Here is a 26063-nt window from a genome sequence, read left to right on the forward strand (position 1 = left end):
TGCTCCGTGGCGGACGGCCGCGACCGGATGCACGGCGGACTCGGACCAGCGCGGCCCGGGACGGCCCTCGCGGCCTAGGCTTGGTCCCCGTCATCGCCACCGACCTCGAGAGGCACGCCATGCACGACGTCCGACGTCTCGACCGACGACCCCGCCGGTCCGACCCGCGAGCGATCTCGTGAGGCGACGCCCGTACCGCAACGGCGAACGCCCCGACGACCAGCGCGAACGCCGCCGTGCCTTCGCCGCCGCCGTCCGGACGAGACCGCCCCTCCGACCCACCGGCGACCGCGAGCTCGGCCGGGCCCTCGCCCGCCTCGACGAACTCGTCGAGAAGACCCTGCTCTCGGGCGAGCACGACCGCCTGCTCGACGAGACCCGGGTGTCGGTCTGGCCGCGGGAACTCGACGCCGTCGTCACGGTCGTGGTGGACCGGCTCGATCCGCCGCCGTCGGTCGACCGGGCGGCGGTGGCCGCCGCCGTCGCGGACAACCTGGAGGCGCGGTTCGGCCTGCGCCCCGGAGCCTCCCCGACCGAGAGGTCGGTCGTCCTCTGGCAGTCCGTGGCCGGCGCGGATTCACGACTCGCCGAGAACGGGTGGGAGCGTGACGTCCTGTCGGACGACCGGGAGGCGCTGGCCGAGTTCTTCGCGTCGGACGGCGACCCGGTGCGGGCGCGCCTGACGCGGTCGTCTGGTCGCCTGCACCTCGAGTTGCGCGGCACGAACGCACCCGTCGGCGACCGGTCGTCGTCGTACGCGGTGCTCTCGCGTTCGAGTGCACTCGTCCTCGTCGACGATCCTCGCGGACTCGTCTCCGTGCTCGACGAGAGCACGGCCGGCGCACTCCGCGACGTGGTTGTCGCCTGGGGCGAACTCGCCGACCACCTCGACGAACGCCGCCCCGGGGCCGACCCGCGCTGAGGCCGGGTCTAGGACCGGGCGGCGTCGGCCCCGGGGGCCGACGCCGCCCGGGCGTCAGACGGTGGCGGCTTCGGCGGCCTGGCGGGCGCCGGCGGCCGTGGTCGCCGCGACGGCGGCGGTCGCGAGTCCACGGGCCTGGTCGAGCGTGTACCGCGAGAGCTCGAGACGCACGTCGGCCAGTGCGGCGGGCGTCATCGAGAGCGTGGTGGCCCCGAGCCCGACGAGCACGACGGCCAGCAGCGGGTCGGCCGCGGCCTCGCCGCAGATGCCGACGGGCTTGCCGGCGGCCGCACCCGCGTCACCGAGCGACTTGACCAGGCGCAGCACGGCGGGGTGCCAGGGGTCCTGATAGGCGGCCACGGAGCCGAGCATGCGGTCGGCCGCCATCGTGTACTGGGTCAGGTCGTTCGTGCCGACGCTGACGAAGTCGGCGCTGGCGAAGATCTGGTCGGCGAGCACGGCGAGCGAGGGGACCTCGGCCATGACGCCGACGGTCTTCAGCCCGAGTTCGCGGCCGAGGGCGACGAAGTACTCGGTCTCCTCGGCGTCGCTGACCATGGGTGCCATCACCCAGAGGTCGGCGGTGGTGGCGGCCTGCGCCGCCGCGAGGGCGCTGAGCTGGTCGCGCAGGATGTCTTCCTTGACGCGCAGCGCGCGGAGGCCGCGGAGGCCGAGGGCGGGATTCTCTTCGTGGGCGTCGTTCAAGAAGCTGAGCGGCTTGTCGGCGCCGGCGTCGAGGGCGCGGACGACGACCTTCTTGCCCGGGAAGGCCTCGAGCAACGCGGTGTAGCTCGCGGTCTGGCTCTCGACGGTGGGCGCGGAGGAGTTGCCGAGGAAGAGGAACTCGGTGCGGAACAGGCCGACGCCTTCGGCACCCAGCTCGATCGCCCCTGCGGCCTCGGCCGGCGCGCCGAGGTTGGCGAGCAGCGGGACGGCGTGGCCGTCGGCCAGTGCACCGTCGGTCAGGGGGGCGGCGGCCGCGGCCGCACGGTCGGCGATGCGCTTCTCGGCGTCGGCGACCTCGTCGGCGGAGGGGTCGACCGTGACGACGCCGCTCGCGGCGTCGGCCACGACGACGGTGCCGTCGGCCAGGTCGAGCGCACCGGTGACCCCGACGATCGCGGGGATCGACTTGGACCGGGCGAGGATCGCCGTGTGGGACGTGGGCCCGCCGTCGCGCGTGACGAGCGCGAGCACCTTGTCGAGGTCGAGCAGGGCGGTGTCGGCGGGCGCGAGGTCGGGTGCGACGAGGACGAACGGGATGTCGCTCTCGGGCACGCCCGGGGCGGGGACGCCGCGCAGCGAGGCGATGACGCGCTGTGCCACGTCGCCGAGGTCGGTGGCCCGCTCGGCCATGTAGCCACCCATGCCGATGAGGAGGTCCTGGAAGGCCGCGAACGCCTCGTGCACCGCGCGTTCGCCGGTGCGACCGTCGTCGATGCGGGCCTTGACGTCGTCGGTGAGGGTGGGGTCCTGGGCCATCAGCGACTGGGCGTCGAGGACGTCCTTCGCCTCGCCGCCGGCCTTCTCGCCCCGCGCCGTGAGGTCTGCGGCGACCGCGGACAGGGCGGTGAGCACCGCGTCGTACTCGAGTGCCGCGTCGGCCGTGCGCGGCTCGGTGCCCGGCTCGGGCAGCGGATCGGGCATCTTCTTGACGGGGCCGACGGCCACTCCACGTCCGACGCCAACGCCCTGTAGTGCCACGGTGAACCTCTTCGAGTCTCGATGGTGGGGACGTGCGGCAGGACGCCGGGCACGCCCACGGTCGGTCCATCGTAGACGGAACGCCCGGACGTCCGGTCAGTGCCGATCCCGGCGTCGACCCCGGCGACCCGGACCGCCTCGCCCGGCCACCCCTACCCTTGAGGAATGCGCGCGCCGTGGACCCGAGAACCGACGCCCGACCCGGCCGAGGCGACCCGCGCCTCCTCGGTGGGCGGCCCGTCCGGACGCGCCCGTCGGGCCGGGTCGCGCGTCGTGGGGTCGCGCCCGACCCGCGTGCTGGCGCGGCACGTCACGGCGAAGGGGCCGTTGCTCGCGGCCGGGCTGACCTATCAGGCGCTCTTCGCGCTGTTCGCGGCCCTGTGGGTGGGCTTCTCGGTCGCAGGGTTCGTCGTCTCGGGCGACCAGCTGCTGCGCGACGAGCTGATCGTGTTCATCCGCTCGGCCGTGCCCGGACTGATCCAGGACGTCGACGGCACGGGCGTCGTCGATCCCGAGCTGCTGCTCGACGCGTCGGTCTTCGGCTGGACCGGCGCCGTCGCCCTGCTCGGCCTGCTCGTGTCGTCCATCACGTTGCTCGGCAGCATGCGCGACTGCGTCCGGATCGTGTTCCGGGCGCCCCAACCCGTCACGCCCCTCGGTCGACTGATCGTGCGCGACCTCGGCCTGGCGCTCTGCTTCGGCGCCGCGGTCGTCGTCTCGGCGACGCTCTCGCTGCTCAGCACCACGGCGGTCTCGGGCCTGTTGTCCGGGGTCGGCGTCTCGACCCGGTCGATCGTCGGCGAGGCGACCCTTCGCGTGGTCGGCGTCGTGCTCGTGTTCGTCTTCGAGACCGCGGTGCTCGCCGTGCTGTTCCGCGTGCTGGCGGGCCTCCACATCCCCTTCCGTCGACTGCTCTCGGGGGCGATGATCGGCGCGGCCGGGTTCGTCTCGCTGACCGTGGTCGGCGGCGTCGTGCTGCGGGCCACGGGCTCGAACCCCCTGGTCGCCTCGTTCGCGGCGATCGTCGGACTGCTGATCGTAATCAACCTGCTGTGCCAGGTGCTGCTGCTCAGCGCCGGCTGGATCGCCGTCGGCATGGACGACCTCGGCGTCCTCGCCGACCCGCACGAAGAGGCGGCCCGCCTGCGACGCCTCGAGGAGGAACGGCGAGCCCAGGAGGCGCGGGCCCGGTCGCGCGGCGGTCGTCTCGTCGACGGCGCCCGCGGCCTGCTCTCCCGGTCGCTGCGTGCCGTCCGCCGGGGCGACCCGTCCGACGTCCCACCCACCGACGTCCCACCCACGGGCCCTCCGGACGGCACCCGTGACGGTGCCCGCCGCTAGTCTGGAGCCCATGTCCACGCGCCTCCGTCTCGCCACCGTCAACGTCAACGGCGTCCGCGCCGCCTTCCGCAAGGGCATGGGCGACTGGCTCTCGGCGCGCGACGTCGACGTCCTCACGCTGCAAGAGGTGCGCGCCTCGACCGACGACCTCGAGGGCCTGCTCGGCCCCGAGTGGAACGTCGTCCACGACCCCGCCACCGCCAAGGGCCGCGCCGGGGTCGCCATCGCCAGTCGGGGCAAGGCCCACGTGCACCGCGTCGAGCTCGGGCCCGACGACTTCGACAGCGCCGGCCGCTGGCTCGAGGCGGACTACGAGATCGACGGCACCGTGGTCACCGTGGTCAGCACCTACGTCCACTCGGGCGAGGTCGACACCCCCAAGCAGGACGAGAAATGGAAGTTCCTCGACGCCATGTCGGCGCGACTCCCCGAGCTCGCCGCCCACAACGAACTCTCGGTGGTCACGGGCGACCTCAACGTGGGGCACCGCGAGCTCGACATCAAGAACTGGAAGGGCAACGTCAAGCGCGCCGGCTTCCTCCCCCGTGAGCGGTCGTACTTCGACCGCTTCCTCGGGCCGGCGGGCGAGCAGGTCGCGACGGTCGACGGCACCGGCGGAGAAGGCCTCGGGTGGGTCGACGTGGGTCGACGCTTCGCGGGCGAGGTCGAGGGGCCCTACTCGTGGTGGTCGTGGCGCGGTCAGGCCTTCGACAACGACACCGGTTGGCGCATCGACTACCAGTTGGCCACCCCGGCGTTGGCCGACAGGGTCGAGCACTACGTGGTCGACCGGGCGGCCGCCTACGACCAGCGGTGGTCGGACCACGCTCCGGTCGTCGTCGACTACCGACTCTGACCCCGCGTCCCCTCCCCTCCCTTCTCGCACCACCCCGACCGAGGACCCCATGACCAAGCCCCGTCTCTTCTCCGGCATGCAGCCGTCCGCCGACTCGCTCCACGTCGGCAACTACATCGGCGCCCTGCAGCAGTGGAAGTCGCTGCAGACGACGCACGACGCCCTGTTCTGCGTCGTCGACCTGCACGCCATCACCGTCCCGCAAGACCCCGCGGCGTTGCGTGCCCAGATCCGTGGCACCGCCGCGCAGTACATCGCGGCAGGCATCGACCCGGCCCGGTCGACCCTGTTCATCCAGTCCCACGTGCCGGCGCACACGCAGTTGGCCTGGGTCCTCAACACCCTGACCGGGTTCGGCGAGGCCAGCCGCATGACGCAGTTCAAGGACAAGGCGGCGAAGCAGGGGTCCGACGCGGCCTCGCTCGGCTTGTTCGCCTACCCGACGCTGATGGCGGCCGACATCCTTCTCTACCAGGCCGAGACGGTTCCGGTGGGTGACGACCAGCGTCAGCACGTCGAGCTCACCCGCGACCTCGCCACCCGGTTCAACTCCCGCTTCGGCGAGACGTTCGTCGTGCCCGAGGCGACGATCCAGAAAGAGTCCGCACGCATCTACGACCTGCAGTCGCCCGAGTCGAAGATGAGCAAGTCCGCGGCGACCGACTCGGGTGTCGTGTGGATGCTCGACGAGCCGAGCCGCACCGCCAAGAAGATCAAGTCGGCCGTCACCGACGCCGAGCGCGAGATCCGCTTCGACCGCGGGGCCAAGGCGGGGGTGTCGAACCTGCTCACCATCCTGTCGTCGTTCTCGGGCGACAGCGTGGCCGACCTCGAGGAGCGCTACGCCGGTCGCGGCTACGGCGACCTGAAGAAAGACGTGGCCGAGGTCGTCGTCGAGACCTTCGCGCCCGTCCGCACCAGGGCCCTCGAACTGCTCGACGACCCGGCCGAGCTCGACCGCATCCTCGCGGTCAACGCCGACCGGGCGAACGAGATCGCGCAGGCCACGATCGACACCGTGTACGACCGCATCGGCTTCGTCCGCAAGGCCTGATCGTGCTGCCGTTCGTGCTCGCGTCACCGACCCTCGAGTTGGTGGTGCCGAGCGCGGCCGACGTGCCGGCGATCGTCGACGCCTGCCGCGACGAGACGCTGCAGCGGTTCACCACGGTGCCCGTCCCGTACGGACGGTCCGACGCCGAGTTCTTCCTGCGTCGCATCGTAAACGACGGGTGGGCCACCGGACGCGAGTTCACCTGGGGGCTGCGCCGCCCGGGGTCCGGCCTGCTCGAGGGCGTCATCAGCGTGCGGCTCCGGTCGTCCGACGTCGGCTTCTGGACGGCCCCGGCCTCGCGGGGTCACGGCCTGATGACCGAGGCCCTCGGCCTGGTGGCCGACTGGGCCTTCGGTGCCGGCGGGCTGCGCGAACTCTTCTGGGAGGGCTACGTCGGCAACGACGCCTCGGCCGCCGTCGCCCGTCGCACGGGCTTCACGTACCAGGGTGTCGGTCCGGGGCTCCACCCCGACCGCGACGGGGGCCACCCCCTCTGCTGGAAGGCCCGCCTGCGACCGGGCGACGCACGGGCGGCACGACCGGGCTGGCCCGACCTGGGGCGTTCCGGGACTCGTCCCGGCCGCGCGACGGAATACCCCGTGGCCGACGGTGTTGACTCCCTCACCGATGGCGTCGACGGCGTCGTCCGCCCGTCCCCCACCCCGCACGCTCCTGCGCGCGACCGTTCCGTCCCGGAGGCCCCGTGAGCATCGACGCGATCGACCGCGATCTCCTCGAACGCACCATGCGACGGGCCGTCTCGCTCGCCCGCCGGGGGCCGGCCCGCGGGGTCAACCCCCAGGTCGGGTGCGTCCTCCTGCGCCCCGACGGCAGCACGGCAGCCGAGGGATGGCACCGGGGTGCCGGCACCCCGCACGCCGAGGTCGACGCCCTCTCTCACCTCTCCCCCGGCGAGGCCCGCGGCCTGACCGCCGTCGTCACGCTCGAACCCTGCGACCACGTGGGCCGCACCGGGCCCTGCAGCGTCGCCCTAATCGAGGCCGGCGTCTCCCGCGTCGTCCACGCCGTCGCCGATCCCGGCGCGTCCTCCGGTGGCGGGGCCGACCGGCTGCGGCGGGCCGGTGTCGAGGTGGTCGACGGCGTGCTCGCCGACGAGGCCGCCGAGATGGCTCGCCGCTGGTTGGTGACGGCCCGGACGGGCCGCCCCTTCGTGACGCTCAAGTGGGCCTCGAGCCTGGACGGCCGCACCGCCGCGTCCGACGGCAGCAGCCGGTGGATCACCGGAACCGCGGCACGGCAACACGTCCACGAACAGCGGGCGGCCCACGACGCGATCCTGGTGGGCACGGGCACCGTGCTGGCCGACGACCCCAGCCTGACCGCCCGGGGCGACGGCGGAGAACTGCTCCCCGACCAGCCCCTGCCCGTCGTCGTCGGCACGCGCCCCGTGCCCCCCGACGCCGCCCTGCGCCGGCATCCCCGCGAGCTCGTCGAGACGGGCACGCACGACCTCGAGGCCGTGCTCGACGACCTCGGACGCCGCGGGGTCCGCAGCGTGTTCGTCGAGGGCGGACCGACCGTGGCGAGCGCGTTCGTGCGGCTCGGACTCGTCGACGACTACGTCGTGTACCTGGCGCCCACGCTGCTCGGCGGCCCCCGGACCGCCCTCGACGACCTCGGCGTGGACCACATCGACGCACAACGACGACTGCGCGTCACCGACGCGCACCCCCTCGGCGACGACCTGGTGGTCGTCGCCCGCGACACCCCCAGGAGACACGCATGACCACCACCCCCGCCGCATCGTCCCAGGTGTCGTTCGAGGTCGAGACCACGGTTCCCACCAGCCACGGCACGTTCCGCATGAGGGCTTACCGCGACACGGCCACCGGGGCCGACCACGTGGCGATCATCGCGAGCGATCCGACGGGCCTCCGCCCGGCGGACGGCGCCCTCGTGCGCGTCCACTCCGAGTGCCTCACCGGCGAGGCGTTCGGCTCGCTCAAGTGCGAGTGCGGCCCGCAGCTCGACGCCGCGCTCGACACCATCCGGGACCACGGCGGAGTCGTCGTCTACCTGCGCGGCCACGAGGGACGGGGCATCGGCCTCGTCAACAAGCTCCGCGCCTACCGCCTGCAAGAGGACGGCCTCGACACCCTCGACGCCAACCTCGCCCTCGGGCTGCCGGCGGACGCCCGAGACTACGGGGCGGCTGCCGACGTGCTGCGCGACCTGGGCCTCACCCGCGTCCGGTTGCTCAGCAACAACCCCGAGAAGCGACGTCAGCTCGGCGAGCACGGCATCGAGGTCACCGAACTGGTGCCGCTCGTCGTCGGCGTCGGCGCCTTCAACGAGGGCTACCTCGACACCAAGCGCGACCGCATGGGTCACGAGCTGCCCGGCCACCTCGGCTCCGACGACTGAGCCCGCGGCCGGGGGCCGCTCCGTGAGCCGGAAGCGCGTCCACAGCCGGGGTACAGCCGGAGTAAGCTGGGCGTCGGCCGTCACGAGCGGCCACCGTCTCACCCGGCCGAGCGATCAGCAGATCCCTGCACCGCGCCTCCGTCCGACCCGTTGCGCCGCATCACGCGCCCGGTCGTCGACGTCCGCCGGGACCTCGACCCCTGCCTCGGAGTGCCCCCGTGTCCGTACCCACCGTCGATCCGTCGACGTCGTCCGCCCCCACCACCAACAAGCGCTCGCGCGTCATCGTCGCGAGCCTCATCGGCACCTCGATCGAGTTCTACGACTTCTACGTCTACGCGACCGCCGCGGTGCTCGTCTTCCCGACGATCTTCTTCGCCAACGACGACCCCGCCGTGGCGCGGCTCGCCTCGTTCGCGGTCTTCGGCGTCGCGTTCATCGCCCGACCGGTCGGGTCGATCGTCTTCGGACACTTCGGCGACCGCATCGGCCGCAAGGGCACCCTGGTGGCCTCGTTGCTGACGATGGGCATCGCGACGGTGCTGATCGGCTGCATCCCGGCCGGCACCACGCCCGGCTGGGCGGTCGCCGGCCCGGCCTGCCTCGTCGTGCTGCGGTTCTGCCAGGGCCTCGGCCTCGGCGGTGAATGGAGCGGCGCCGCGCTGCTCGCGACCGAGAACGCCCCGGCGAACCGCCGAGCGATCTACGGCACGTTCCCCCAGCTGGGTGCGCCCATCGGATTCATCATCGCCAACCTGCTCTTCGTGCTGCTGAACACGACCCTCACCGAGGAGCAGTTCCTGGCCTGGGGTTGGCGCCTGCCGTTCCTGGCGAGTGCCGTCCTGGTCGTCATCGGCCTGTACGTGCGGTTCAAGCTGATCGAGACGCCGGCGTTCCAGAAGGTCGTCGACTCGGGCAACGTCGCCACGCTGCCGCTCGCCCGCGTCTTCCGGTCGAGCTGGCGCCCCCTGCTGCTGGGCACGTTCATCATGCTCGCGACCTACACGCTCTTCTACCTGATGACGACGTTCACGCTGACGTTCGGCACGGCCGACGCCGGGGGCGACCCGGCGGGTCTGGGCATCCCCCGGACGCAGTTCCTCTGGATGCTGATCCTCGGCGTGGTGTTCTTCGGCATCTTCACCCTGGTGTCGGGGCCGCTCGCCGAGAAGTACGGGCGCCGCGCCATGCTCATCTGCGTGACGGCGGGCATCCTCGTCTTCGGCTTCACGTTCGCCCCGCTGTTCGCGGCCGGGGCCCTCGGGGCGCAGGCGCTGCTCATCATCGGCTTTGTCCTGATGGGGCTGACCTTCGGACCGATGGGGGCCGTGCTGCCCGAGCTGTTCCCGACGAGCGTGCGCTACACCGGCTCGGCGATCAGCTACAACGTGGCCAGCATCCTGGGAGCCGCCGTGGCCCCGTTCATCGCCGTCGCGCTCTGGACGGCGGCGGGCGGCAGCACCTGGCTCGTGGGCCTCTACCTGTCGTCCATGGCGGTCCTCACCCTGATCGCGCTCGTGCTCAGCAGGGAGACCCGCGACGTCGACTACGACACGGCCGGCTGACCGGACGCGACGTGCCCTGCCGACCGGCCCGCGCCTCCTGACCGGAGGCGCGGGCCGGTCCCGTGACGCAGGTGGAAGTCACCGGGACGAAGTACGGTCGTAGTCGGCGGTGGCACCGCCCGCGACACCGACCGCCGCACCCCGCGACGCCGGTCACCAGGCACGAGAGGCATCATGAGCTCCGACACACGCGCGCGCACGACGACGTCCGAGGGCAAGGAGGCGCGGGTCGACCCACCGGCCGCGCCCCGGTCGCGGTGGGGTCGCCGCCCGCAGCCCGAGGGCCCCCGTGCCACGTTCCGTCAGTTGCTGCCCTACCTGTTCGAGCACAAGAAGGTCATGGCCTTCATCATCGTGCTCAGCGTCCTGGGTGCCGCGGCGTCCCTCGGTCAGCCGCTGCTCGTGCAGCAGGTCATCTCGGCCGTGCAGCAGGGCGTGACGCTCGGGCCCCTCGTCTGGGCGCTGGTCGCGCTGGTCGTCGTGGCCGGGCTGATCAGCGGGTTCCAGCACTATCTGCTGCAGCGCACCGGCGAGGGCGTCGTCCTCTCGAGCCGTCGTCGCCTCGTCGGACGCATGCTCCGGCTGCCGATCAGCCAGTTCGACACGCGCCGGACGGGCGACCTCGTGTCGCGGGTCGGCTCGGACACCACCCTGCTGCGGGCCGTACTCACCCAAGGACTCGTCGAGGCGATCGGCGGCAGCCTGACTTTCGTCGGTGCCTTGGTCGGCATGTTCCTGATCGACCCGGTGCTGCTCGGACTGACCGTGCTCGTCGTCGCCGTGTCGGTCGTCGTCGTCGTGCTGCTGTCCGGCCGCATCCGTGTGGCCAGCCGCCAGGCGCAGGAGAAGGTGGGTGACCTGACGGCCGCCGTCGAACGCGCCATCAGCTCGGTCCGCACGATCCGCGCCTCGGGCGCCACCGACCGCGAGATCGTGGCCGTCGAACGGGACGCCGAGGGCGCCTACCAACGGGGGCTCCAGGTGGCGCGCATCTCGGCCCTGGTCGTGCCGATCTCGTCCGTCGCGCTGCAAGCGTCGTTCCTCGTCGTGCTCGGAGTCGGTGGGTACCGGGTGGCGAGCGGTGCCATCGAGATCGCCTCGCTCGTCTCGTTCGTGCTCTTCCTCTTCCTCATGATCATGCCGCTCGGCCAGGCCCTCGGTGCCGTGCTCAGCGTCAACCAGGCGTTGGGGGCGCTCGGGCGCATCCAGGAGATCCTCGACCTGCCGAGCGAGACCGACGGGGACGAACGCCTCGCGGCGGAGGTCGCGACCCGTGAGGCGGGCGCCGGTCTCACGGCGGAGGACGGCATCGCCGTCCGGTTCGACGACGTGCACTTCCGCTACCCCGACTCGCCCGTGGCCTCCGGGAAGGCGACGGGCGGCCCGCGGGTCTCCGGCGAGCCGGGCCACGACTCGGGCGTGCGACCCGTCGACGACGACCTCACGGTGCTGCGGGGCGTCAGCTTCTCGGTGCCCGTCGGCAAGCGCACGGCACTCGTCGGCCCCTCAGGAGCGGGCAAGAGCACCATCCTGTCGCTCATCGAGCGCTTCTACGACCCGACCTCGGGTGCCGTGCGTGTGGGCGGAGCCGACGTCCGCACCCTCGACCGACGCGACCTGCGGTCCCGCATCGGCTACGTCGAACAGGACGCACCCGTGCTCGCCGGGACGATCCGCGACAACCTCACCCTGGGTTCGCCCGAGGCGACGGACGACGACTGCCGTCGGGTTCTCGAGGCCGTGAACCTCACCGCCGTGCTCGAACGCGGCGACCAGGGTCTCGACGCCCAGGTGGGCGAGGACGGGGTGATGCTCTCCGGGGGCGAACGTCAGCGCCTGGCCATCGCCCGCACGCTGCTCAACGCGCCGCCGATCCTGCTGCTCGACGAGTCGACCTCGAGTCTCGACGGTCTCAACGAGCAACGCCTCCGCGAGGCGATCGACGCGGTCGCCGAGAACCGCACGCTCATCGTCATCGCCCACCGGCTCTCGACCGTGGTCGACTCCGACCAGATCGTCGTCGTCGAGGCCGGCCGCGTGGTGGGCGTGGGCACGCACTCCGAACTGGTGCAGACGACGCCGCTCTACAAGGACCTGGCGAAGCACCAACTCCTCGTCTGAGAGCGAGGTGCGCCGGCGACGGCGACGGCGCACGGCCACGACGCCGTGCGACGATGGCCCGATGAGCGACGTCGCCCCCACCGTCCTGACCCACGTCGACCGTGGGGTCGGCGTGATCACCCTCAACCGCCCGCAGAAGATCAACGCGGTGACGATCGAGATGCTGGGACTCGTCGAGCAGGTGCTCGACGCGTGGCAGGACGACCCGGGGGTCTCGTCGGTGCTGCTGCGGGGTGCCGGGCCACGGGGGTTCTGTGCCGGGGGCGACATCGCGTGGATCCACGCCAACGCCACGACGGACCCGCGACGCAGCGTCGACATGTGGCGGCGCGAGTACCGGGGAACACTGCGCCTGGCGCGCTGGTCGAAGCCGATCGTGTCGCTCCTCGACGGCATCGCGATGGGTGCGGGCATCGGGCTCGGCGGTCACGTCACGCTCCGCATCGTGACCGAACGCAGCTCGGTGGGCATGCCGGAGACCCGCATCGGGCTCTCTCCCGACGCGGGCGGCAGTTTCCTGTTGTCACGGGCCCCGGGCGAGCTCGGCACCCATCTCGCCCTCACCGGTCGTGCGATGACGGCTGCCGATGCCCTGCACACGGGCTTCGCCGACCTGTTCGTCCCGTCGTCCGAGCTGACGCGGGTCCTGCCGGCACTGGCCGACGGAGGCCCCGACGCCGTGCGGGCACTCGGCGCGGACGCGGGACCGTCCGATCTCGCCGAGGCCGCCGAGTGGATCGACGACGCCTATCGGGGCGACGACGCGGGGACGATCGTGCGACGACTCCGCGACCTCTCGGATTCGGGTCTCGCCGATGCCGGAGCCGTGGCCGACGACCTCGAGGCGGCCTCGCCCACGTCGGTGGTGCTGACCCTGGAGGCGCAGCGGCGGGCGGCCCGTCTGCCCGACCTCGAGGCGGTGCTGGGGCAGGAACTGGGCATCGTCACCTCGCTCGCCGCCTCGCCGGACCTCGTCGAAGGCGTCCGCGCCCGGGTGATCGACAAGGACCGCCGCCCCCGATGGTCACCGCCGACCCTCGCCGAGGTCGACGTCGCCGCGACCGTCGCGACGGTCGACTGGACGACTCGCCTCTGAACGAGGGGCGAGCGTCGTCCGAGGGCCGCCGCCCACTCGACCACCGCCGCCGGGTCAGAGGCGGATCACGCGTCCCTCGTCCGCCGAACGACGCGCGGCCTCGATCACCTCGAGTGCCCGGACGGCGTCCCAGGGGTCGACCGGCAGCTCGCCCTCGCCTGCCAGGGCCGTGGCCAGCTGCGAGTAGAACGCGGGGTAGCGGCCCGGATCGGTCGTCTCGTCACGGCGGGTGCCGCCCGCGGACACGACACCCCGACGATCGCCCGCGTCGACACCGTAAGCGGGGTCGGTCGGCGTCAGTCCCGACGCCAGCTGGGCCTCTTGCGGGTCGAGGCCGTGCACCTCGTACGCCCCCGCCGACCCCAGCACACGGAACCTCGGCCCGGGCAGGGCTGCCACGTGGCTCATCGCCAGCCGCGACCGCCGACCTCCCTCGTGCTCGAGCGACAGGAACACGTCGTCGTCGGCCGTCCCGGACGGGCGGCGCGTCGCGATCTCTGCGTGGACCGCCCGGACCGGCCCCAGGAGTCGCATCACCTGGTCGACGAGGTGCGGGCCCAGGTCGAACAGGATGCCCCCGCCGTCGGCCGGGGTCGCCCGACGCTTCCAGCCGGCGCGGTTCTCGAGCTTCCACGGTTCGAATCGCGACTCGACGGTGTGCACGTCGCCCAGCTCGCCCGACCCCGTGAGGCGCGTGGCCGTCAGGAAGTCGCCGTCCCACCGCCGGTTCTGGTAGACGGTCAGCGGACGGCCCAGCGACTCGGCGAGCTCGACGAGCCCGCGGGCGTCGGCGGCCGAGGTCGCGAGCGGCTTGTCGACGACGACGGCCGCCCCGGCCCGCAGGGCACGCGTCGCGGTCTCGACGTGGGTGCCGTTGGGGGTGGCCACGACGACCAGGTCGAGTTGACGGCGCCAGAGCTCGTCGACGTCGGCGACGACCTCGGCCCCGGGGTGCGCCGCGGCGGCCTGCCCGGCACGGTCGGGGTCGCGCGTGACGACGGCGTCGACCCGCCAGGCCGGGTCGGCGGCCAGCAGCGCGCCGTGGAACACCCGGCCCGCGAGTCCGTAGCCCACGATGCCGACACGCAGCGGCTCGACGGCGCTCATGCGGCGGCGAACGGGTCGGGGGTCAGCACGTACACCGTCTCGAGGTACTCGTGGATGCCCTCGGAACCACCTTCACGGCCGAGGCCCGAGGACTTGACGCCGCCGAACGGCGCCGAGGCGTTCGACACCACGCCGACGTTGAGGCCGAGCATGCCGGTCTGCAGCCGTTCGGCCAGCCGCTGCCCTCGGGCGAGGTCGCGGGTGAAGGCGTAGGCCACGAGCCCGAACTCGGTGTCGTTCGCGATGCGGACGCCCTCGGCCTCGTCCCGGAACGTCGAGATCGCCAGGACCGGGCCGAAGATCTCGGTGGTCAGGATCTCGCTGCCGGGGGCGACACCCGACACGACGGTCGGTTCGAAGAAGGTGCCCGGCCCGTCGCCGGGGTGGCCGCCGGTCTCGACCACCGCCCCGCGATCGACCGCGTCGCGGACGAGCCGGTCGGCCTTGTCGACGGCCCGGTCGTCGATCAACGGACCCACGGAGACCCCGTCGTCGGTCCCCGGGCCCACCCGGAGTCCGCGCACGCGCTCGACCACCCTGGCGGTGAACTCGTCGGCGACCGACTCGTGCACGATGAACCGGTTGGCGGCCGTGCAGGCCTGGCCCACGTTGCGGAACTTCGCCTGCATCGCCCCCTCGACCGCGGCGTCGAGGTCGGCGTCGTCGAAGACCACGAAGGGGGCGTTGCCACCGAGTTCCATCGAGGTGCGCAGCACCTGCTCGGAGGCCTGGGTCAGCAGCGTCGAGCCGACCGGCGTCGACCCGGTGAAGCTGAGTTTCCGGAGGCGCGGGTCGCGGATGAGGGGCTCGCACACGTCGTTCGCCGACAGCGTCGTCACGACGTTCACCACCCCGTCGGGCACGCCAGCCTCGGCGAGCAGGGCGGCGAAGGCGAGGGTGGTGAGCGGCGTCAGCTCGGCCGGCTTGACGACCACCGCGCAGCCGGCCGCGAGGGCGGGCGCGATCTTGCGGGTCGCCATGGCGAGGGGGAAGTTCCAGGGGGTGATCAGCAGGCAGGGACCCACCGGGCGGTGAAGCACCGTCGTCCGGCCGGTGCCCTCGGGGTTCGTGCCGTAGCGACCCGAGACGCGCACGGCCTCTTCCGAGAACCAGCGGAGGAACTCTCCGCCGTAGGTGACCTCGCCGAGCGACTCGTCCAGCGGTTTGCCCATCTCGAGCGTCATCAGCAGGGCGAAATCGTCGCGCCGCTGCGTCAGCAGGTCGAAGGCGCGGCGCAGCACCTCACTGCGGTGACGGGGAGACGTCGCCGCCCAGTCGTCCTGCGCGGCGACCGCGGCGTCGAGGGCCCGCAGGCCGTCGGCGGGAGTCGCGTCGGCCACCGCGACCAGGACCTGGCCCGTGGCGGGGTCGACGACGTCGATGGTGTCGCCCGAGGACGACGGGCCCCACGAGCCCCCCACGAAGAGACCGGTGGGCACGGCCTCGATCACACGACGACGCTCGGCGGCCGTCACGACCGGGCCGGTCACGACGAGACCCCGGTCGAACCGTCGACGTCGGACGACGGGACGGTGCGGACGCCGGCCGCGCGCAGCTCGGCCAGGGCGGCCTCGCTCGGAGCCGGGGCCACACCGGCCACGAGGTCGGTCAGCACGGTCACCCTGAGCCCCGCGATGACGGCGTCGAGGGCCGAGGCCCGGACGCAGTGGTCGGTTGCCAGACCGACGACCTCGACCTCGTCGACACCCGTCGCGGCGAGGACGTCACCGAACGGGCGCCCGTCGTCGACGAGCCCGTCGAACAGCGAATAGGCCGGTCGACCGTCGCCCTTGAGCACGTGGACGTCGACGAGGGCGGTGTCGAGCTCGGGGTGGTAGTCGGCACCGGTCGAACCCTGCACGCAGTGAGCCGGCCACGAGTCGACGAAATCGGGCTCGGCGCTGAAATGGCCGCCGTTGTCGCCGTCGGGCGCGTGCCAGTCGCGGCTGGCGACCACGAGGTCGTACCGGTCGCGGTGGGCGCGGAGGTGGTCGGTGACCGCCTGCGCGACGTGGGCGCCGCCGGTGACCCCGAGCGCACCTCCTTCGGTGAAGTCGTTCTGGACGTCGATGACGAAGAGTGCTCTGGTCATGCGACCATTCTCGCGCGCCGCACCGACAGCGGCCCGCCTCAGCTGTTGGCGAGGTTGTCGCCGCAGCTGTAGACGGCCGTCGTCAGGGTGTCGAGGGCGGCCCGCGCGTTGTCCTGCACGGAGCCGATCGCGTAGAAGGCGAAGGTGAGCTTGGTGCCGTCCGCCGCGTCGACGGTGCCCGCGAGCGTGTAGGCCGTGTCGATCCAGCCGGTCTTGGCGTGCACGGCGCCTCGGGCCACGGCGTTCGAGCCCGTGAAACGGGAGGCGAGCGTGCCCGTCTTGCCCGACACCGGGAGGGCGTCGTAGACGACGCCGAGGCCGTGCTCGCGGTTCAGCACCTGGATCATCAGGCGCGCGACGAAGGTCGAGGGAACGGCGTCGTTCTCGCTCAGACCGGACCCGTCGATGATCGTGAGCGACGACGTGTCGAGACCGTAGGTCGACGAGAGCACGGACTTGTAGAGCGCCGTGAGCGACGCGGCCGACCCGTCGGCACCGGACGCCTTCGACGAGACGCGCGCGAGCATCTCGGCGAGGGTGTTGTCGGAGGTCGGCAGCAGCTGCGAGATCAGGCGGCTGACCGGCTGGGACGACACCTGGGCGATCACGGTGCCGCTCGTGGCGGTGCCCTCGGTCATGGTGGCGGAGTCGGCACCGACCACGCCCGCGGTGACGAGCGCGGAGCGGAAGGCGTCGCCGGCGCGGGCCACGGGGTCGGTGCTGCGCGGACTCGTCTGGGCGGCCGGGTTCGCCCGGTCGCCGTCGACCATGAGCGCGGTGACCTCGGAGTGGTAGCCGATGGTCTGCTCGGTGCGCTTCCAGGACGGGTCCCACTTGTCGGCGGGGTTCCAGTAGGTGGCGTCGAGCGTGATCTGCGTGAGGGGCTGCTCGCCGAGCGACGCCTTCACCTGGGTCGCGAGGTCGGCGACCGTGGGGGCCCCGGCGTACACGCTCGAGCCCGTGGCACTGAGCGTGGCGTCGCCGCCGCCGACCAGGGACACGGCACCCGTCCCGGCGTCGCCGGTCACCCGGGTGGTGAGACGGGCGTCGGGCCCGAGGACCGACAGGGCGACCGCGCTCGTCAGGGTCTTCAGCACGCTGCCCGTGCGCGCCGGGGCCGAGCCGTTGCGGTCGAAGAGGACCTCACCCGTGGTGGCGTTGACCACGGTGCCCTCGAACTGGGCCAGACGGGCGTCGGACGCGGCACCGGCGACCGAGCAGGTCCGCAGGCGCGTGGCCCCCGGGATCACGCCCGGTACCGACCGTGCGGGGTCGGCCGTGGGGGTCGCGGTCGGTGTGATCGTGACGGCCGGTTCGGGGGTCGAGGAAGCGGCCCGTGCCGTCGCGGCGTCGGGCGCGGTGGCGGCCCCGGCGGCGACCGCGCCGCCACCGAGTAGGGCGAACACGAGGACGCCCGCCGTCACGAGGAACCCTCGCGGTCGCGACGAGACCCAGCGCCACACGGACGAGCCCGACGCGGCCGATCGGACCGGGGTCGCATCGCGGGGGCCGGCTCCGTCACCACCCGTGGTCGCTTCGGGACGGTCGTGACGTGGCTCACCCTGATCGCTCATCGAGGACATCATACGGAGCCTCGCGGCGACGTCATCCCTCGGAGGGGTACCGCACGCCGATCTGCCGCCGGACCTCGTCCATCGTGCGCATGACGCCCACGCCGTCGGCGGCGGTCAGCAACGGACTCTCGCGCTCGCCCGCCGCCACGACCCGTTCGAGTTCGAGCGCCTGGTGGTGCATGCCGCGCAGTCCGCCCTCGTCGGCGTCGAAGCGCTCGACCACGGCGTCGTCCGAGTCGCGCACCGTGAAGCCGCCGGGCGCGTAGAACGTGTCGTCGACGTCGATGCGACCGGCGGTGCCGAGCAGCGTCGCCGTGTTGCGGCCCGAGGTGTCGAGGGCGGCGTACAGCTGGGCCGTCGCACCCGACGCGTGACCGAGCTGGATCGCGACGCGCGCGTCGACGCCCTGGTCGCTGAGCGTGGCGGAGGCCGAGACCGTCGAGGGCGCCCCGAGTAGGTCGTCGGCGAACGACACCGGGTACACCCCGAGGTCGAGGAGGGCCCCGCCGCCGAGCGCCGGGTCGTTGATGCGGTGGTGGGGATCGGTGGGCAGCGACTGGACGTGCACGGCCGTCAGGAGGCGCACCTCGCCGATGACGCCGGAGCGCACGACCTCGCGCAGTCGCGCGCTCTGCGGCGTGTACCGCGTCCACATCGCCTCGAGGACGACCACGCCGGCCTCACGAGCGGCCGCGTAGACCCTCTCGGCCTCGGCGGCGTTCACGGTGAAGGCCTTCTCGACGAGGACGTGCTTGCCGGCGGCGACGGCCGAGAGGGCGTTCTCGGCGTGGAACGGGTGCGGGGTGGCGACGTAGACCACGTCGACCTCGGGGTCGGCCACCAGGTCGTCGTAGCTGCCGTGCGCCCCCGGGACCCCGGCGCGGTCGGCGAACTCGCGCGCCTTGGCCAGGTCACGGGACCCGACGGCGGAGACGGTCAGCCCCGCACCCTGCAGGTCGGAGGTGAAGGTGGCGGCGATGCCGCCGGCGCCGAGGATTCCCCATCGAAGTGTCATGCGGACTGTCTACCAGCCACCGCCGACGGCGAGGCCCGCGGGTTCGGAGCCCTGCCCCGCGTCTCCGGTCAGCAGGCGTACCAGCGACTGGCCGAGCGGACGAAGTCCGGGCTGTCGTCCGGCGCTCCCCCGTGCACGGCGGCGAAACCGACGCAGGCGTGGGCGAGGTCTCCACGGAAGTCCGGTCGGTAGACGGCCGCGCGGTGCGGGGCCGAGGTCCACCACTTGGCGGCGGCGACGTCGCCCGTGGTCGCGGTGCCGCCGGCGAGGTTGCCGTCGCAGCCGACCGGGGGCACCCCGTCGCTGCGGACCACCTCGCCCTTGTGCCCCCAGGCGCTCAGCGGATCGGGACTCGGGTCGCCGGCGACCCAGAAGAGGTACTGCTCGAGGCACGCGTCGTGACGCACGTTCGCGGCCGGCAGCAGCCCGAGGCACGCAGCCTCACGCTGCTCCTCGTAGGCCGTCCGGAACGCGTCGAGGTCGGCGGCGGTGGTGCCCGTCGCGCCGCTGGCGGCGTCGGGGGCGCCGGTCGCGGTTTCGGGGGCGCCGGTCGCGCCGCTCGCGGCGTCGGCGTCGGCGCCGGGCTGCGCGGGCGAGGGGACGGAGGCGCTGGTGGCGTCGTCCACGCACCCCGCGCCTCCTGCGTCCTCGGCCTCGGGTTCGGGGTCGCCGCTCCCGAGGACCACCGTCGTCGGCCCGTCGGCCACGCCGGCCGTCGCGAGGGCCGAGGAGTCGCCTCCGGCCCAGACGACGAGGAGGATGCCTGCCAGGACGGCGGCGAGCAGCGCGGTGCAGATCACGCGGAGGGGCATGCGGGCCACCTCCTTCCGGCGAGCGGTGGGCGTCGCAGATCGACCGTAGGACGACGGGACGGGCCCCGTGGGCCGTTCGGGGTACAACCTGGCGACTGGCTCACCACTACTGGGGGCGCAGAGACGGGCGCGAGGGCTTCAGACCGGCACCCCCTCGGCACGGCCGACGGACGAGAACAGCCCCGGGTCGTCGTGACCCGGGGCTGTGGTGGAGCCGCTTATCAGAATCGAACTGATGACCTTCTCATTACGAGTGAGACGCTCTACCGACTGAGCTAAAGCGGCGGGGCCGACCTCGGCCGGTTGCCCGTGCCTCGCGGCACGATTAGATACTGTACAGGATCAGCGGACCTCACGTGTCACGAGGCGACCGAGCTCGACGAAGCTGGCCTCCATGCGGGCGCGCAGGCTGTACCGCATGTCGCTGAGGTGGTCCACGTCGTCGTCGTCGATCCACTCGGCCCAGGCATGGCGGAGGGTGGCGATGCTGACCAGCGACACCAGGTGCGCGCGGCTGAGCAACGAGGCGTCGACGGCGGCGTCCGCCACTCCCTCGTCGGCCGCCATGCGCTGCGCGACGACGGTCGTCAGTCGCTCCTCGAAGACGCGCGTCGACGCGATGCGACGGGCCAGCAGGTCGGGGTGCGCCCGCAGCACCCGGCGACGCAGGACGACGAGTTCGCGATCGACCGTGGCCGACTCGACGGCGTGCGTCAACAGCTGGATGAGGCTCGACAGCACGGGCTCGTCGCGCTGGGCCACGAAACGCTCGAGGTCGCGACCGTCGGGCAGCGCCGGCGGGTCGCCGACGACGGCCTCTTCTTTGGACGGGAAGTAGTTGAAGAAGGTCCGCGGCGAGACGTCGGCCCGGCGGCTGACCATGTCGACCGTCACCGCGTCCAGCCCGTGTTCGACGATGAGGTCGAGGACGGCGACCTGGATCGCTCGTCGGGTGGCCAGACGTTTGCGCTCGCGCAGGCCGGGGGCGGCGTTCGGGTCGCTCATCAGGCCATCATCGCGCATGCACCCGGGGAAAGGGGTGGACGGCCCCCGTGTCAGCCCGGTGCCCGTGCCGGTGCCGCGCGCACCGGTCAGCGGATGGCGTGACGACTCACGACGACCAGCATGGCCTCGAGCGCCATGGCCGGCGACACGTTGGTCTCGATGCGGCGGCGGGCCAGCGCGATCGCGTCGAGCACGGCCAGGGTCGCGGCCGGGGTGGAGGCGGCCGCCGCGGCGTCGAGCTGTGCCCGGATGGCCTCGTTGATGGGCTGCTCGTCGACGCCGAGCTGCAGCAACAGGACGTCGCGGTACAGCGAGAGGAGGTCGACCATGATGCGGTCGATCCCGTCGCGGAGGCTCCGGGTCGCCCGGCGCTTCTGGTCGTCCTCGAGGGCACGCAGCTGGCTGCGCAGCGCCGGGGGCACCGTGCCACCCGGCTCGACGCCCAGCGACCGCAACGCGCTCGCCCGTTCTTCGGCGTCGCGCTCTTCCGTGATCGCCTTCGCGTCGTCGCCGGCGACCGCGAGCAGGGTGGCCGCCGCGATGACGGCGTCCGAGACGCTGCGGATGCCCAGGGCGGTCTCGAGGGTCTGACGACGTCGCGACCTCGCCGAGGCGTCGAGTGCCAGGCGCCGCGCCATGCCGATGTGGCTCTGGGCCTCGCGGGCCGCCACGAGCGCGATCTCGGGGTCGACGCCGTCGCGGTTCTCGAGGAGCGCGGCGACGTCGCCCACCGCGGGCATGCGGAGGCGCACACTGCGGACGCGGGAGCGGATCGTGGGGATGAGGTCGGCCTCGCTCGGTGCGCACAGCAGCCAGACCGTCCGGGGCGGCGGCTCTTCGAGCGCCTTGAGCAGGAGGTTCGAGGTGCGCTCGGTCATCCGGTCGGCGTCCTCGATGACGACCACCCGGTAGCGACCCACCGACGGCGAGAACTGGCTCGCCGCGACCAGCGACCGGACCTCGTCGATCGTGATGATGATGCGTTCCGTGCTGAGGACCGCGAGGTCGGGGTGCGACCTGGCGGCGACCTGACGGAGGGTGGCCTCTTCGTCGGCCGGTTCCCGCGAGAGCAACGCGGCCGCGAAGGCGTAGGCCAGGTTCGAGCGGCCCGAGCCGGGCGGCCCGGTGATGAGCCACGAGTGGGTCATCGAGGCGTTGCCGGGCTGCGTGGAGGCCGCCGCGGTCAACGCCTCGATGGCGTCGGGCTGACCCGTGAGGTGTTCCCAGAGGGGCATGGTCAGCGTGCGCCCTCGGCTCGGGGACCGACCGGGTCGGTCACTCGCCCGCGGCCTCCGGCGCCGCGGCCGTCGCCGACGCCGCCGTCTCGGCCGCCGGGGCCTTCTTGACCGGCGCCTTCTTGGCAGCCGTCGTCGAGGCCTTCGCGGTGGTCGCCTTCTTGGCCGGCGCCTTGGTGGCCGCCTTCGCGGTGGTCGCCTTCTTGGCCGGCGCCTTCTTCGCGGGTGCCTTCTTGGCGGCCGTCTTGGGCTTGGCCGGCCCCTTGGCCCGCTTGTCGGCGAGCAGCTGGACGGCGCGGTCGAAGTCGACCTCTTCGACCGTCTCACCGCGCGGGATGGTGGCGTTCGTCTCGCCGTCGGTGACGTACGGGCCGAACCGGCCGTCCTTGACCTTGATGGGCTTGCCGCTCACCGGGTCGGCCTCGAACTCCTTCAGGGCGCTGCTGGCCTTGCGAGCGCCGTACTTCGGCTGGGCGTAGAGCTCGAGCGCCCCGGGCAGGTCGATCTCGAAGATCTGGTCCTCGCTCGTCAGCGACCGGGTGTCGGTCCCCTTCTTGAGGTAGGGACCGTAGCGCCCGTTCTGGGCCTGGATCTCGTCGCCGCTCTCGGGATCGGTGCCGATGGTCCGCGGCAGGTCGAGCAGTCGCAGGGCCGTGTCGAGGTCGACCGTGTCGACACCCATGCTCTTGAAGAGCGACGCCGTGCGTTCTTTCGGAGGGGCGGCCTTCTTGGCGGGGGCTTTCTTCGCCGGAGCCTTCTTCGCCCCGGTCGTGGTCGTGGCGGCAGCCGCGGACTCGGTCACCTCGCCGGTCGCTGGGTCGGCCACGATCTCGTCGGTCGACGACTCGGGGGTCCGCTCGGTGACGTACGGGCCGAAGCGGCCGTCCTTCGCGATGACCTCCTTGCCCGTCTTGGGGTTGAGCCCCAGCACGCGGTCGCCGACGACGGGGGCGTCGATCAGCTCACGCGCCTTCTCGGCCGTCAACTCGTCGGGGGCGAGGTCTTCGGGCACGTTCACGCGACGCGGGGTCTCGGGGTCGTCGCCCGGCGCCTCGAGGTAGGGACCGTAGCGACCGATGCGCAGGGTCACGCCGTCGGCGAGCACGATGGAGTTGATGTCGCGCGCGTCGATCTCGCCCAGGTTGTCGATGACCTTGCGAAGACCTCGGTGCGACTCGTTGCCGAAGTAGAAACCGTTCAACCAGTCCACACGGTCGGCGTCGCCGCCGGCGATGAGGTCGAGATCGTCCTCCATGCTGGCCGTGAAGTCGTACTCGACCAGGTCGGCGAAGTAGTCCTCGAGCAGACGGACCACCGAGAACGCGATCCAGTTCGGGACGAGGGCCGTTCCGCGCGGCGTGACGTAGCCACGGTCGACGATGGTCGACATGATGGCCGCGTAGGTCGAGGGGCGTCCGATGCCGAGCTCTTCGAGGGTCTTGACCAGGCTCGCCTCGGTGTAGCGCGGCGGTGCCGACGTGTCGTGCCCCTTCGCCTCGACCTCGTCGAGGCCGAGGGCCTGACCGGCGGCCAGCGGGGGCAGCTTGGCCTCGGCGGGTTCGGCCGTGCCGTGGCGGTCTTCGTCGCGACCCTCTTCGTAGGCGTTGAGGAACCCGCGGAACGTGATCACCGTGCCGGATGCGGCGAACTCGGCAAGCGTCCCGGTGGCGGCGCGGGGGGCGATGCCCTCGACCGTCCCCGAGGTCGTCGCCGACACGACGACCGAAGCGGTCGATCCCTTGGCGTCCGCCATCTGCGAGGCGACCGTGCGCTTCCAGATGAGGTCGTAGAGCTTCCAGTCGTTGCCCCGCAGGACGTTCTGCATCTCGGACGGCGTCTTGAAGGTGTCGCCCGACGGCCGGATGGCCTCGTGCGCCTCTTGCGCGTTCTTGCTCTTGCCCGTGTACAGCCGCGGCTTGTCGGGGACCGTGTCGGACCCGTAGAGCTTTGCGGCCTGGCTGCGCGCCGCACCGATCGCCTGCTGGGACAGCGCCGGCGAGTCGGTGCGCATGTAGGTGATGTGGCCGTTCTCGTAGAGCGACTGCGCGACGCTCATGGTCTGCCGGGCGGAGAACCGCAGCTTGCGCGCCGCCTCTTGTTGGAGGGTCGACGTCGTGAAGGGAGCAGCCGGACGACGGGTGTAAGGCTTCGAGTCGACCGAGCCGACGACGATCTCGACGTCGGAGGAGCTCAACGCCTCGGCGAGCGCACGCGACGCCGCCTCGTCGAGTGCGACGGCCTCGCCCTTCAGTCGACCCCGGTCGTCGAAGTCGCGACCGGCGGCGACGCGTCCCCCGTTGACGCGGACGAGGCGCGACCCGAAGGCGACCTTCGCCTCGCCCTCGGCCGCGACGGGCTCGAAGGTCGCGGTGAGGTCCCAGTACGACGCGGAGACGAACGCGAGGCGTTCGCGTTCGCGGTCCACGACGAGACGCGTCGCGGCCGACTGGACGCGGCCTGCGGACAGCCCCGGTCCGACCTTGCGCCACAGCACGGGCGAGACCTCGTAGCCGTAGAGGCGGTCGAGGATGCGGCGGGTCTCCTGCGCGTCGACCAGGGCGGTGTCGAGGTCACGCGTGTTCTCTTGCGCCTTCTGGATGGCGTCCTTGGTGATCTCGTGGAACACCATGCGCTTCACCGGCACCTTGGGCTTGAGCTCTTGCAGGAGGTGCCACGCGATGGCCTCGCCCTCGCGGTCCTCATCTGTCGCGAGGTAGAGCTCGTCGGCGTTCTTCAAGGCGCGCTTGAGGTCGGAGACCGTCTTCTTCTTGGCGTCCGAGACGACGTAGTAGGGCTCGAATCCGTTCTCGACGTCGACGGAGAACTTGCCCATCGACCCCTTCTTCAGCTCGGCCGGGAGGTTCTTGGGCTCGACGAGGTCGCGGATGTGGCCGACGGAGGCCAGCACTTCGTATCCGTCGCCGAGGTACTGCCCGATCGTCTTGGCCTTGGCGGGCGACTCGACGATGACCAGTTTCTTCGTGCCTGGCACGGGACTCCTTGCGTGGTGGTGCGGCGACCCGGTCCGACGGACCGGGCGAGGGGCTGCAGGGCGAGGACGGGGTGCTCGATCGCTCCCACCGACCCCGAGGAACGTCGGGAGCCGTGCAGCCGACAGCCACACCATACACACCCGACGCTCGGGCCCTCTTCACGGACCGCCGCCCCGGGGCGGGGCCGTCGGGGGCGGCGGACCGGCCGTCGCCCGGGCCCTGACGGCGAGGGGACCGAGGGCCGTCGAGACCTCCACGGTGACCTCCGCGCCGGCGACGACGCAGGCCGAGAGTGCGACGCCGTTCGCCTCGGCGGTCGCGGCGGCCCGGTCGCAGACGGCGCCGACGGCGAGCCCCGACAGGGTGTCGGCTGCGGCGAGCGCCGAGGCGTCGGCCGCCCCGGCGGTGCGCGACCGGACCGCGAGCGCCGAGTGCGATCCGACGAGCGCGACGGCGAGGACCGTGATCGTCACGAGCCCGGCGGCCGACAGGACGCTCGAGCTGCCACGGTCGCTCGTCAGGACGTGGCGGACGGTCATCGCCCGGCCGTCGGCGCGCAGCTGCGAGAGGTCAACGTGACCTCGCCCACGGGGCCGACCCGCACCTCCCGGCGGAGGTCGACGCAGACGAGGTCGGCGCCGACGGACTCGGACATCGCGGCGCCCGGCGCGAGCCGCGCCAGGGTCGTCCCGACCGAACCGCCATCGCCCCGGGCGGTCTGCCGTGCCACGACGGCCGCGGCGTCCGCGAGGCGGACCGACTGCGAGGTGACGACCAGGCTCGCGACGACGAACGCGACGACCAGGATCACGGCGGGCATCGTCATCGCGAACTCGACCGTCGCGCTTCCCCTCTCGTCGTCGACACGACGGACGAGACGGACGAGGCGCCCCCGGACCCTGGTCGTCACAGCGGTCACCCGACCGACAGGGCCGACCGGACCAGGTCGGACAGGATGCCCCGGACCTCGTCCGACCTCATGATCGTGACGAGAAGGCCGGCGAAGCCCACCGCGGCCATGATCACGATGGCGTACTCGGCCGTGGCCGCACCGTCGTCGGCCCGGACGAGGCGACGGGCGACGGAGGCGAGGCGGCCGGCGGTCGAGGTACGGCCGGTGGAGGACGGAGGGCTCGTCGTGGGGACGGCGGGCGAGGGGGTCGCGGCAACGGTCATGATGTTCCTC

At 72.5% G+C, this 26063-nt stretch carries 22 protein-coding genes, 1 tRNA gene and 1 pseudogene; 10 read left to right on the forward strand and 14 right to left on the reverse strand.

The annotated features are described in order from the left end of the window. The first annotated feature begins 178 nt into the window (after nucleotides 1-178). Entirely contained in the window at nucleotides 179-922 is a 744-nt protein-coding gene (locus BIV04_RS04585) for a hypothetical protein (RefSeq protein WP_071254432.1), read from the forward strand. A gap of 54 nt (nucleotides 923-976) precedes the next feature. Here the strand turns inward: BIV04_RS04585 and ptsP are convergent, their stop codons facing one another. After that, on the reverse strand, nucleotides 977-2626 hold the full coding sequence (gene ptsP, locus BIV04_RS04590) for a phosphoenolpyruvate--protein phosphotransferase (protein ID WP_083396121.1): 1650 nt from the start codon (nucleotides 2624-2626) through the stop codon (nucleotides 977-979). A 165-nt stretch (nucleotides 2627-2791) separates the two neighbouring features. Between ptsP and BIV04_RS04595 the strand changes: the two genes are divergently transcribed. The 9 genes and pseudogenes from BIV04_RS04595 to BIV04_RS04635 all read left to right on the forward strand — a co-directional run bounded on the left by BIV04_RS04595 (nucleotide 2792) and on the right by BIV04_RS04635 (nucleotide 13044). Beyond that, complete coding sequence (locus tag BIV04_RS04595; protein WP_071254434.1) at nucleotides 2792-3967, forward strand: YihY/virulence factor BrkB family protein; 1176 nt, start codon at nucleotides 2792-2794, stop codon at nucleotides 3965-3967. A gap of 10 nt (nucleotides 3968-3977) precedes the next feature. Next, nucleotides 3978-4823 carry an exodeoxyribonuclease III gene (locus tag BIV04_RS04600; RefSeq protein WP_071254436.1) on the forward strand — a complete coding sequence of 282 codons (846 nt, stop codon included), beginning with the start codon at nucleotides 3978-3980 and terminating at the stop codon, nucleotides 4821-4823. Nucleotides 4824-4872: 49 nt separating this feature from the next. Then, complete coding sequence (gene trpS / locus BIV04_RS04605; protein ID WP_083396122.1) at nucleotides 4873-5877, forward strand: tryptophan--tRNA ligase; 1005 nt, start codon at nucleotides 4873-4875, stop codon at nucleotides 5875-5877. 2 nt (nucleotides 5878-5879) lie between these two features. Then, nucleotides 5880-6584 (forward strand): GNAT family N-acetyltransferase, encoded by a 705-nt coding sequence (locus tag BIV04_RS17035; protein ID WP_071254437.1) that lies wholly within the window; start codon nucleotides 5880-5882, stop codon nucleotides 6582-6584. Between the two features lie 38 nt (nucleotides 6585-6622). After that, on the forward strand, nucleotides 6623-7624 hold the full coding sequence (gene ribD, locus BIV04_RS04615) for a bifunctional diaminohydroxyphosphoribosylaminopyrimidine deaminase/5-amino-6-(5-phosphoribosylamino)uracil reductase RibD (RefSeq protein WP_083396165.1): 1002 nt from the start codon (nucleotides 6623-6625) through the stop codon (nucleotides 7622-7624). 17 nt (nucleotides 7625-7641) lie between these two features. Further along, a pseudogene (gene ribA / locus BIV04_RS04620) lies at nucleotides 7642-8262 on the forward strand (GTP cyclohydrolase II); the annotation flags it as partial. A 218-nt stretch (nucleotides 8263-8480) separates the two neighbouring features. Then, the gene (locus BIV04_RS04625) at nucleotides 8481-9827 is read left to right on the forward strand and encodes an MFS transporter (RefSeq protein WP_071254441.1); all 1347 of its coding nucleotides are present in this window, start codon (nucleotides 8481-8483) and stop codon (nucleotides 9825-9827) included. Nucleotides 9828-10001: 174 nt separating this feature from the next. After that, complete coding sequence (locus BIV04_RS04630) at nucleotides 10002-11948, forward strand: ABC transporter ATP-binding protein (protein ID WP_071254443.1); 1947 nt, start codon at nucleotides 10002-10004, stop codon at nucleotides 11946-11948. A 61-nt stretch (nucleotides 11949-12009) separates the two neighbouring features. Next, the gene (locus BIV04_RS04635; protein ID WP_071254445.1) at nucleotides 12010-13044 is read left to right on the forward strand and encodes an enoyl-CoA hydratase/isomerase family protein; all 1035 of its coding nucleotides are present in this window, start codon (nucleotides 12010-12012) and stop codon (nucleotides 13042-13044) included. A gap of 54 nt (nucleotides 13045-13098) precedes the next feature. Here the strand turns inward: BIV04_RS04635 and BIV04_RS04640 are convergent, their stop codons facing one another. The 13 genes from BIV04_RS04640 to BIV04_RS04700 form a co-directional block, all read right to left on the reverse strand. Next, a complete protein-coding gene (locus BIV04_RS04640) occupies nucleotides 13099-14151 on the reverse strand; it encodes a Gfo/Idh/MocA family oxidoreductase (RefSeq protein WP_071254448.1) in 1053 nt (350 codons plus the stop codon). After that, the gene (locus BIV04_RS04645) at nucleotides 14148-15641 is read right to left on the reverse strand and encodes an NAD-dependent succinate-semialdehyde dehydrogenase (protein WP_369825278.1); all 1494 of its coding nucleotides are present in this window, start codon (nucleotides 15639-15641) and stop codon (nucleotides 14148-14150) included. Before BIV04_RS04645 ends, BIV04_RS04640 begins: the two co-directional genes overlap by 4 nt. Next, nucleotides 15638-16243 (reverse strand): isochorismatase family protein, encoded by a 606-nt coding sequence (locus BIV04_RS04650; RefSeq protein WP_071254450.1) that lies wholly within the window; start codon nucleotides 16241-16243, stop codon nucleotides 15638-15640. The genes BIV04_RS04645 and BIV04_RS04650 overlap by 4 nt, the downstream gene beginning before the upstream one ends. 38 nt (nucleotides 16244-16281) lie before the next feature. Beyond that, nucleotides 16282-17817, reverse strand: coding sequence for a D-alanyl-D-alanine carboxypeptidase/D-alanyl-D-alanine-endopeptidase (dacB, locus tag BIV04_RS04655; protein ID WP_255364141.1), 1536 nt, complete (start codon nucleotides 17815-17817; stop codon nucleotides 16282-16284). Nucleotides 17818-17848: 31 nt separating this feature from the next. After that, the gene (locus BIV04_RS04660) at nucleotides 17849-18832 is read right to left on the reverse strand and encodes a Gfo/Idh/MocA family protein (protein ID WP_071254452.1); all 984 of its coding nucleotides are present in this window, start codon (nucleotides 18830-18832) and stop codon (nucleotides 17849-17851) included. A gap of 68 nt (nucleotides 18833-18900) precedes the next feature. Next, entirely contained in the window at nucleotides 18901-19644 is a 744-nt protein-coding gene (locus tag BIV04_RS04665; RefSeq protein ID WP_143048541.1) for a hypothetical protein, read from the reverse strand. A gap of 209 nt (nucleotides 19645-19853) precedes the next feature. Further along, nucleotides 19854-19929, reverse strand: a tRNA-Thr gene (locus tag BIV04_RS04670). Nucleotides 19930-19986: 57 nt separating this feature from the next. Continuing rightward, on the reverse strand, nucleotides 19987-20649 hold the full coding sequence (locus tag BIV04_RS04675) for a TetR/AcrR family transcriptional regulator (protein ID WP_143048542.1): 663 nt from the start codon (nucleotides 20647-20649) through the stop codon (nucleotides 19987-19989). Nucleotides 20650-20735: 86 nt separating this feature from the next. Further along, on the reverse strand, nucleotides 20736-21884 hold the full coding sequence (locus BIV04_RS04680; RefSeq protein WP_071254458.1) for a DNA polymerase III subunit delta': 1149 nt from the start codon (nucleotides 21882-21884) through the stop codon (nucleotides 20736-20738). A 40-nt stretch (nucleotides 21885-21924) separates the two neighbouring features. Then, complete coding sequence (topA, locus tag BIV04_RS04685; protein WP_071254460.1) at nucleotides 21925-24876, reverse strand: type I DNA topoisomerase; 2952 nt, start codon at nucleotides 24874-24876, stop codon at nucleotides 21925-21927. Nucleotides 24877-25035: 159 nt separating this feature from the next. Further along, nucleotides 25036-25416: an Rv3654c family TadE-like protein gene (locus BIV04_RS04690; protein WP_071254462.1), complete on the reverse strand. Its 381-nt coding sequence runs from the start codon at nucleotides 25414-25416 to the stop codon at nucleotides 25036-25038. Further along, nucleotides 25413-25787 (reverse strand): TadE family protein, encoded by a 375-nt coding sequence (locus BIV04_RS04695; RefSeq protein WP_083396123.1) that lies wholly within the window; start codon nucleotides 25785-25787, stop codon nucleotides 25413-25415. The genes BIV04_RS04690 and BIV04_RS04695 overlap by 4 nt, the downstream gene beginning before the upstream one ends. Before the next feature lie 5 nt (nucleotides 25788-25792). Beyond that, nucleotides 25793-26053 carry a DUF4244 domain-containing protein gene (locus BIV04_RS04700; protein ID WP_083396124.1) on the reverse strand — a complete coding sequence of 87 codons (261 nt, stop codon included), beginning with the start codon at nucleotides 26051-26053 and terminating at the stop codon, nucleotides 25793-25795. Between the last annotated feature and the right edge of the window lie 10 nt (nucleotides 26054-26063).

The organism is Frigoribacterium sp. MCBA15_019 (genome assembly GCF_001864945.1).
In the GTDB taxonomy this organism is placed as follows: Bacteria; Actinomycetota; Actinomycetes; order Actinomycetales; family Microbacteriaceae; genus Frigoribacterium.

Coding starts and splice junctions, on each gene's coding strand:
- BIV04_RS04595 (WP_071254434.1), top strand. CDS start 2,792: ATGCGCGCGCCGTGGACCCGAGAACCGACGCCCGACCCGGCCGAGGCG.
- BIV04_RS04600 (WP_071254436.1), top strand. CDS start 3,978: ATGTCCACGCGCCTCCGTCTCGCCACCGTCAACGTCAACGGCGTCCGC.
- trpS (WP_083396122.1), top strand. CDS start 4,873: ATGACCAAGCCCCGTCTCTTCTCCGGCATGCAGCCGTCCGCCGACTCG.
- ribD (WP_083396165.1), top strand. CDS start 6,623: ATGCGACGGGCCGTCTCGCTCGCCCGCCGGGGGCCGGCCCGCGGGGTC.
- BIV04_RS04630 (WP_071254443.1), top strand. CDS start 10,002: ATGAGCTCCGACACACGCGCGCGCACGACGACGTCCGAGGGCAAGGAG.
- BIV04_RS04635 (WP_071254445.1), top strand. CDS start 12,010: ATGAGCGACGTCGCCCCCACCGTCCTGACCCACGTCGACCGTGGGGTC.
- BIV04_RS04640 (WP_071254448.1), bottom strand. CDS start 14,151: ATGAGCGCCGTCGAGCCGCTGCGTGTCGGCATCGTGGGCTACGGACTC.
- BIV04_RS04650 (WP_071254450.1), bottom strand. CDS start 16,243: ATGACCAGAGCACTCTTCGTCATCGACGTCCAGAACGACTTCACCGAA.
- dacB (WP_255364141.1), bottom strand. CDS start 17,817: ATGAGCGATCAGGGTGAGCCACGTCACGACCGTCCCGAAGCGACCACG.
- BIV04_RS04660 (WP_071254452.1), bottom strand. CDS start 18,832: ATGACACTTCGATGGGGAATCCTCGGCGCCGGCGGCATCGCCGCCACC.
- BIV04_RS04665 (WP_143048541.1), bottom strand. CDS start 19,644: ATGCCCCTCCGCGTGATCTGCACCGCGCTGCTCGCCGCCGTCCTGGCA.
- BIV04_RS04675 (WP_143048542.1), bottom strand. CDS start 20,649: ATGAGCGACCCGAACGCCGCCCCCGGCCTGCGCGAGCGCAAACGTCTG.
- BIV04_RS04680 (WP_071254458.1), bottom strand. CDS start 21,884: ATGCCCCTCTGGGAACACCTCACGGGTCAGCCCGACGCCATCGAGGCG.
- BIV04_RS04690 (WP_071254462.1), bottom strand. CDS start 25,416: ATGACCGTCCGCCACGTCCTGACGAGCGACCGTGGCAGCTCGAGCGTC.
- BIV04_RS04700 (WP_083396124.1), bottom strand. CDS start 26,053: ATGACCGTTGCCGCGACCCCCTCGCCCGCCGTCCCCACGACGAGCCCT.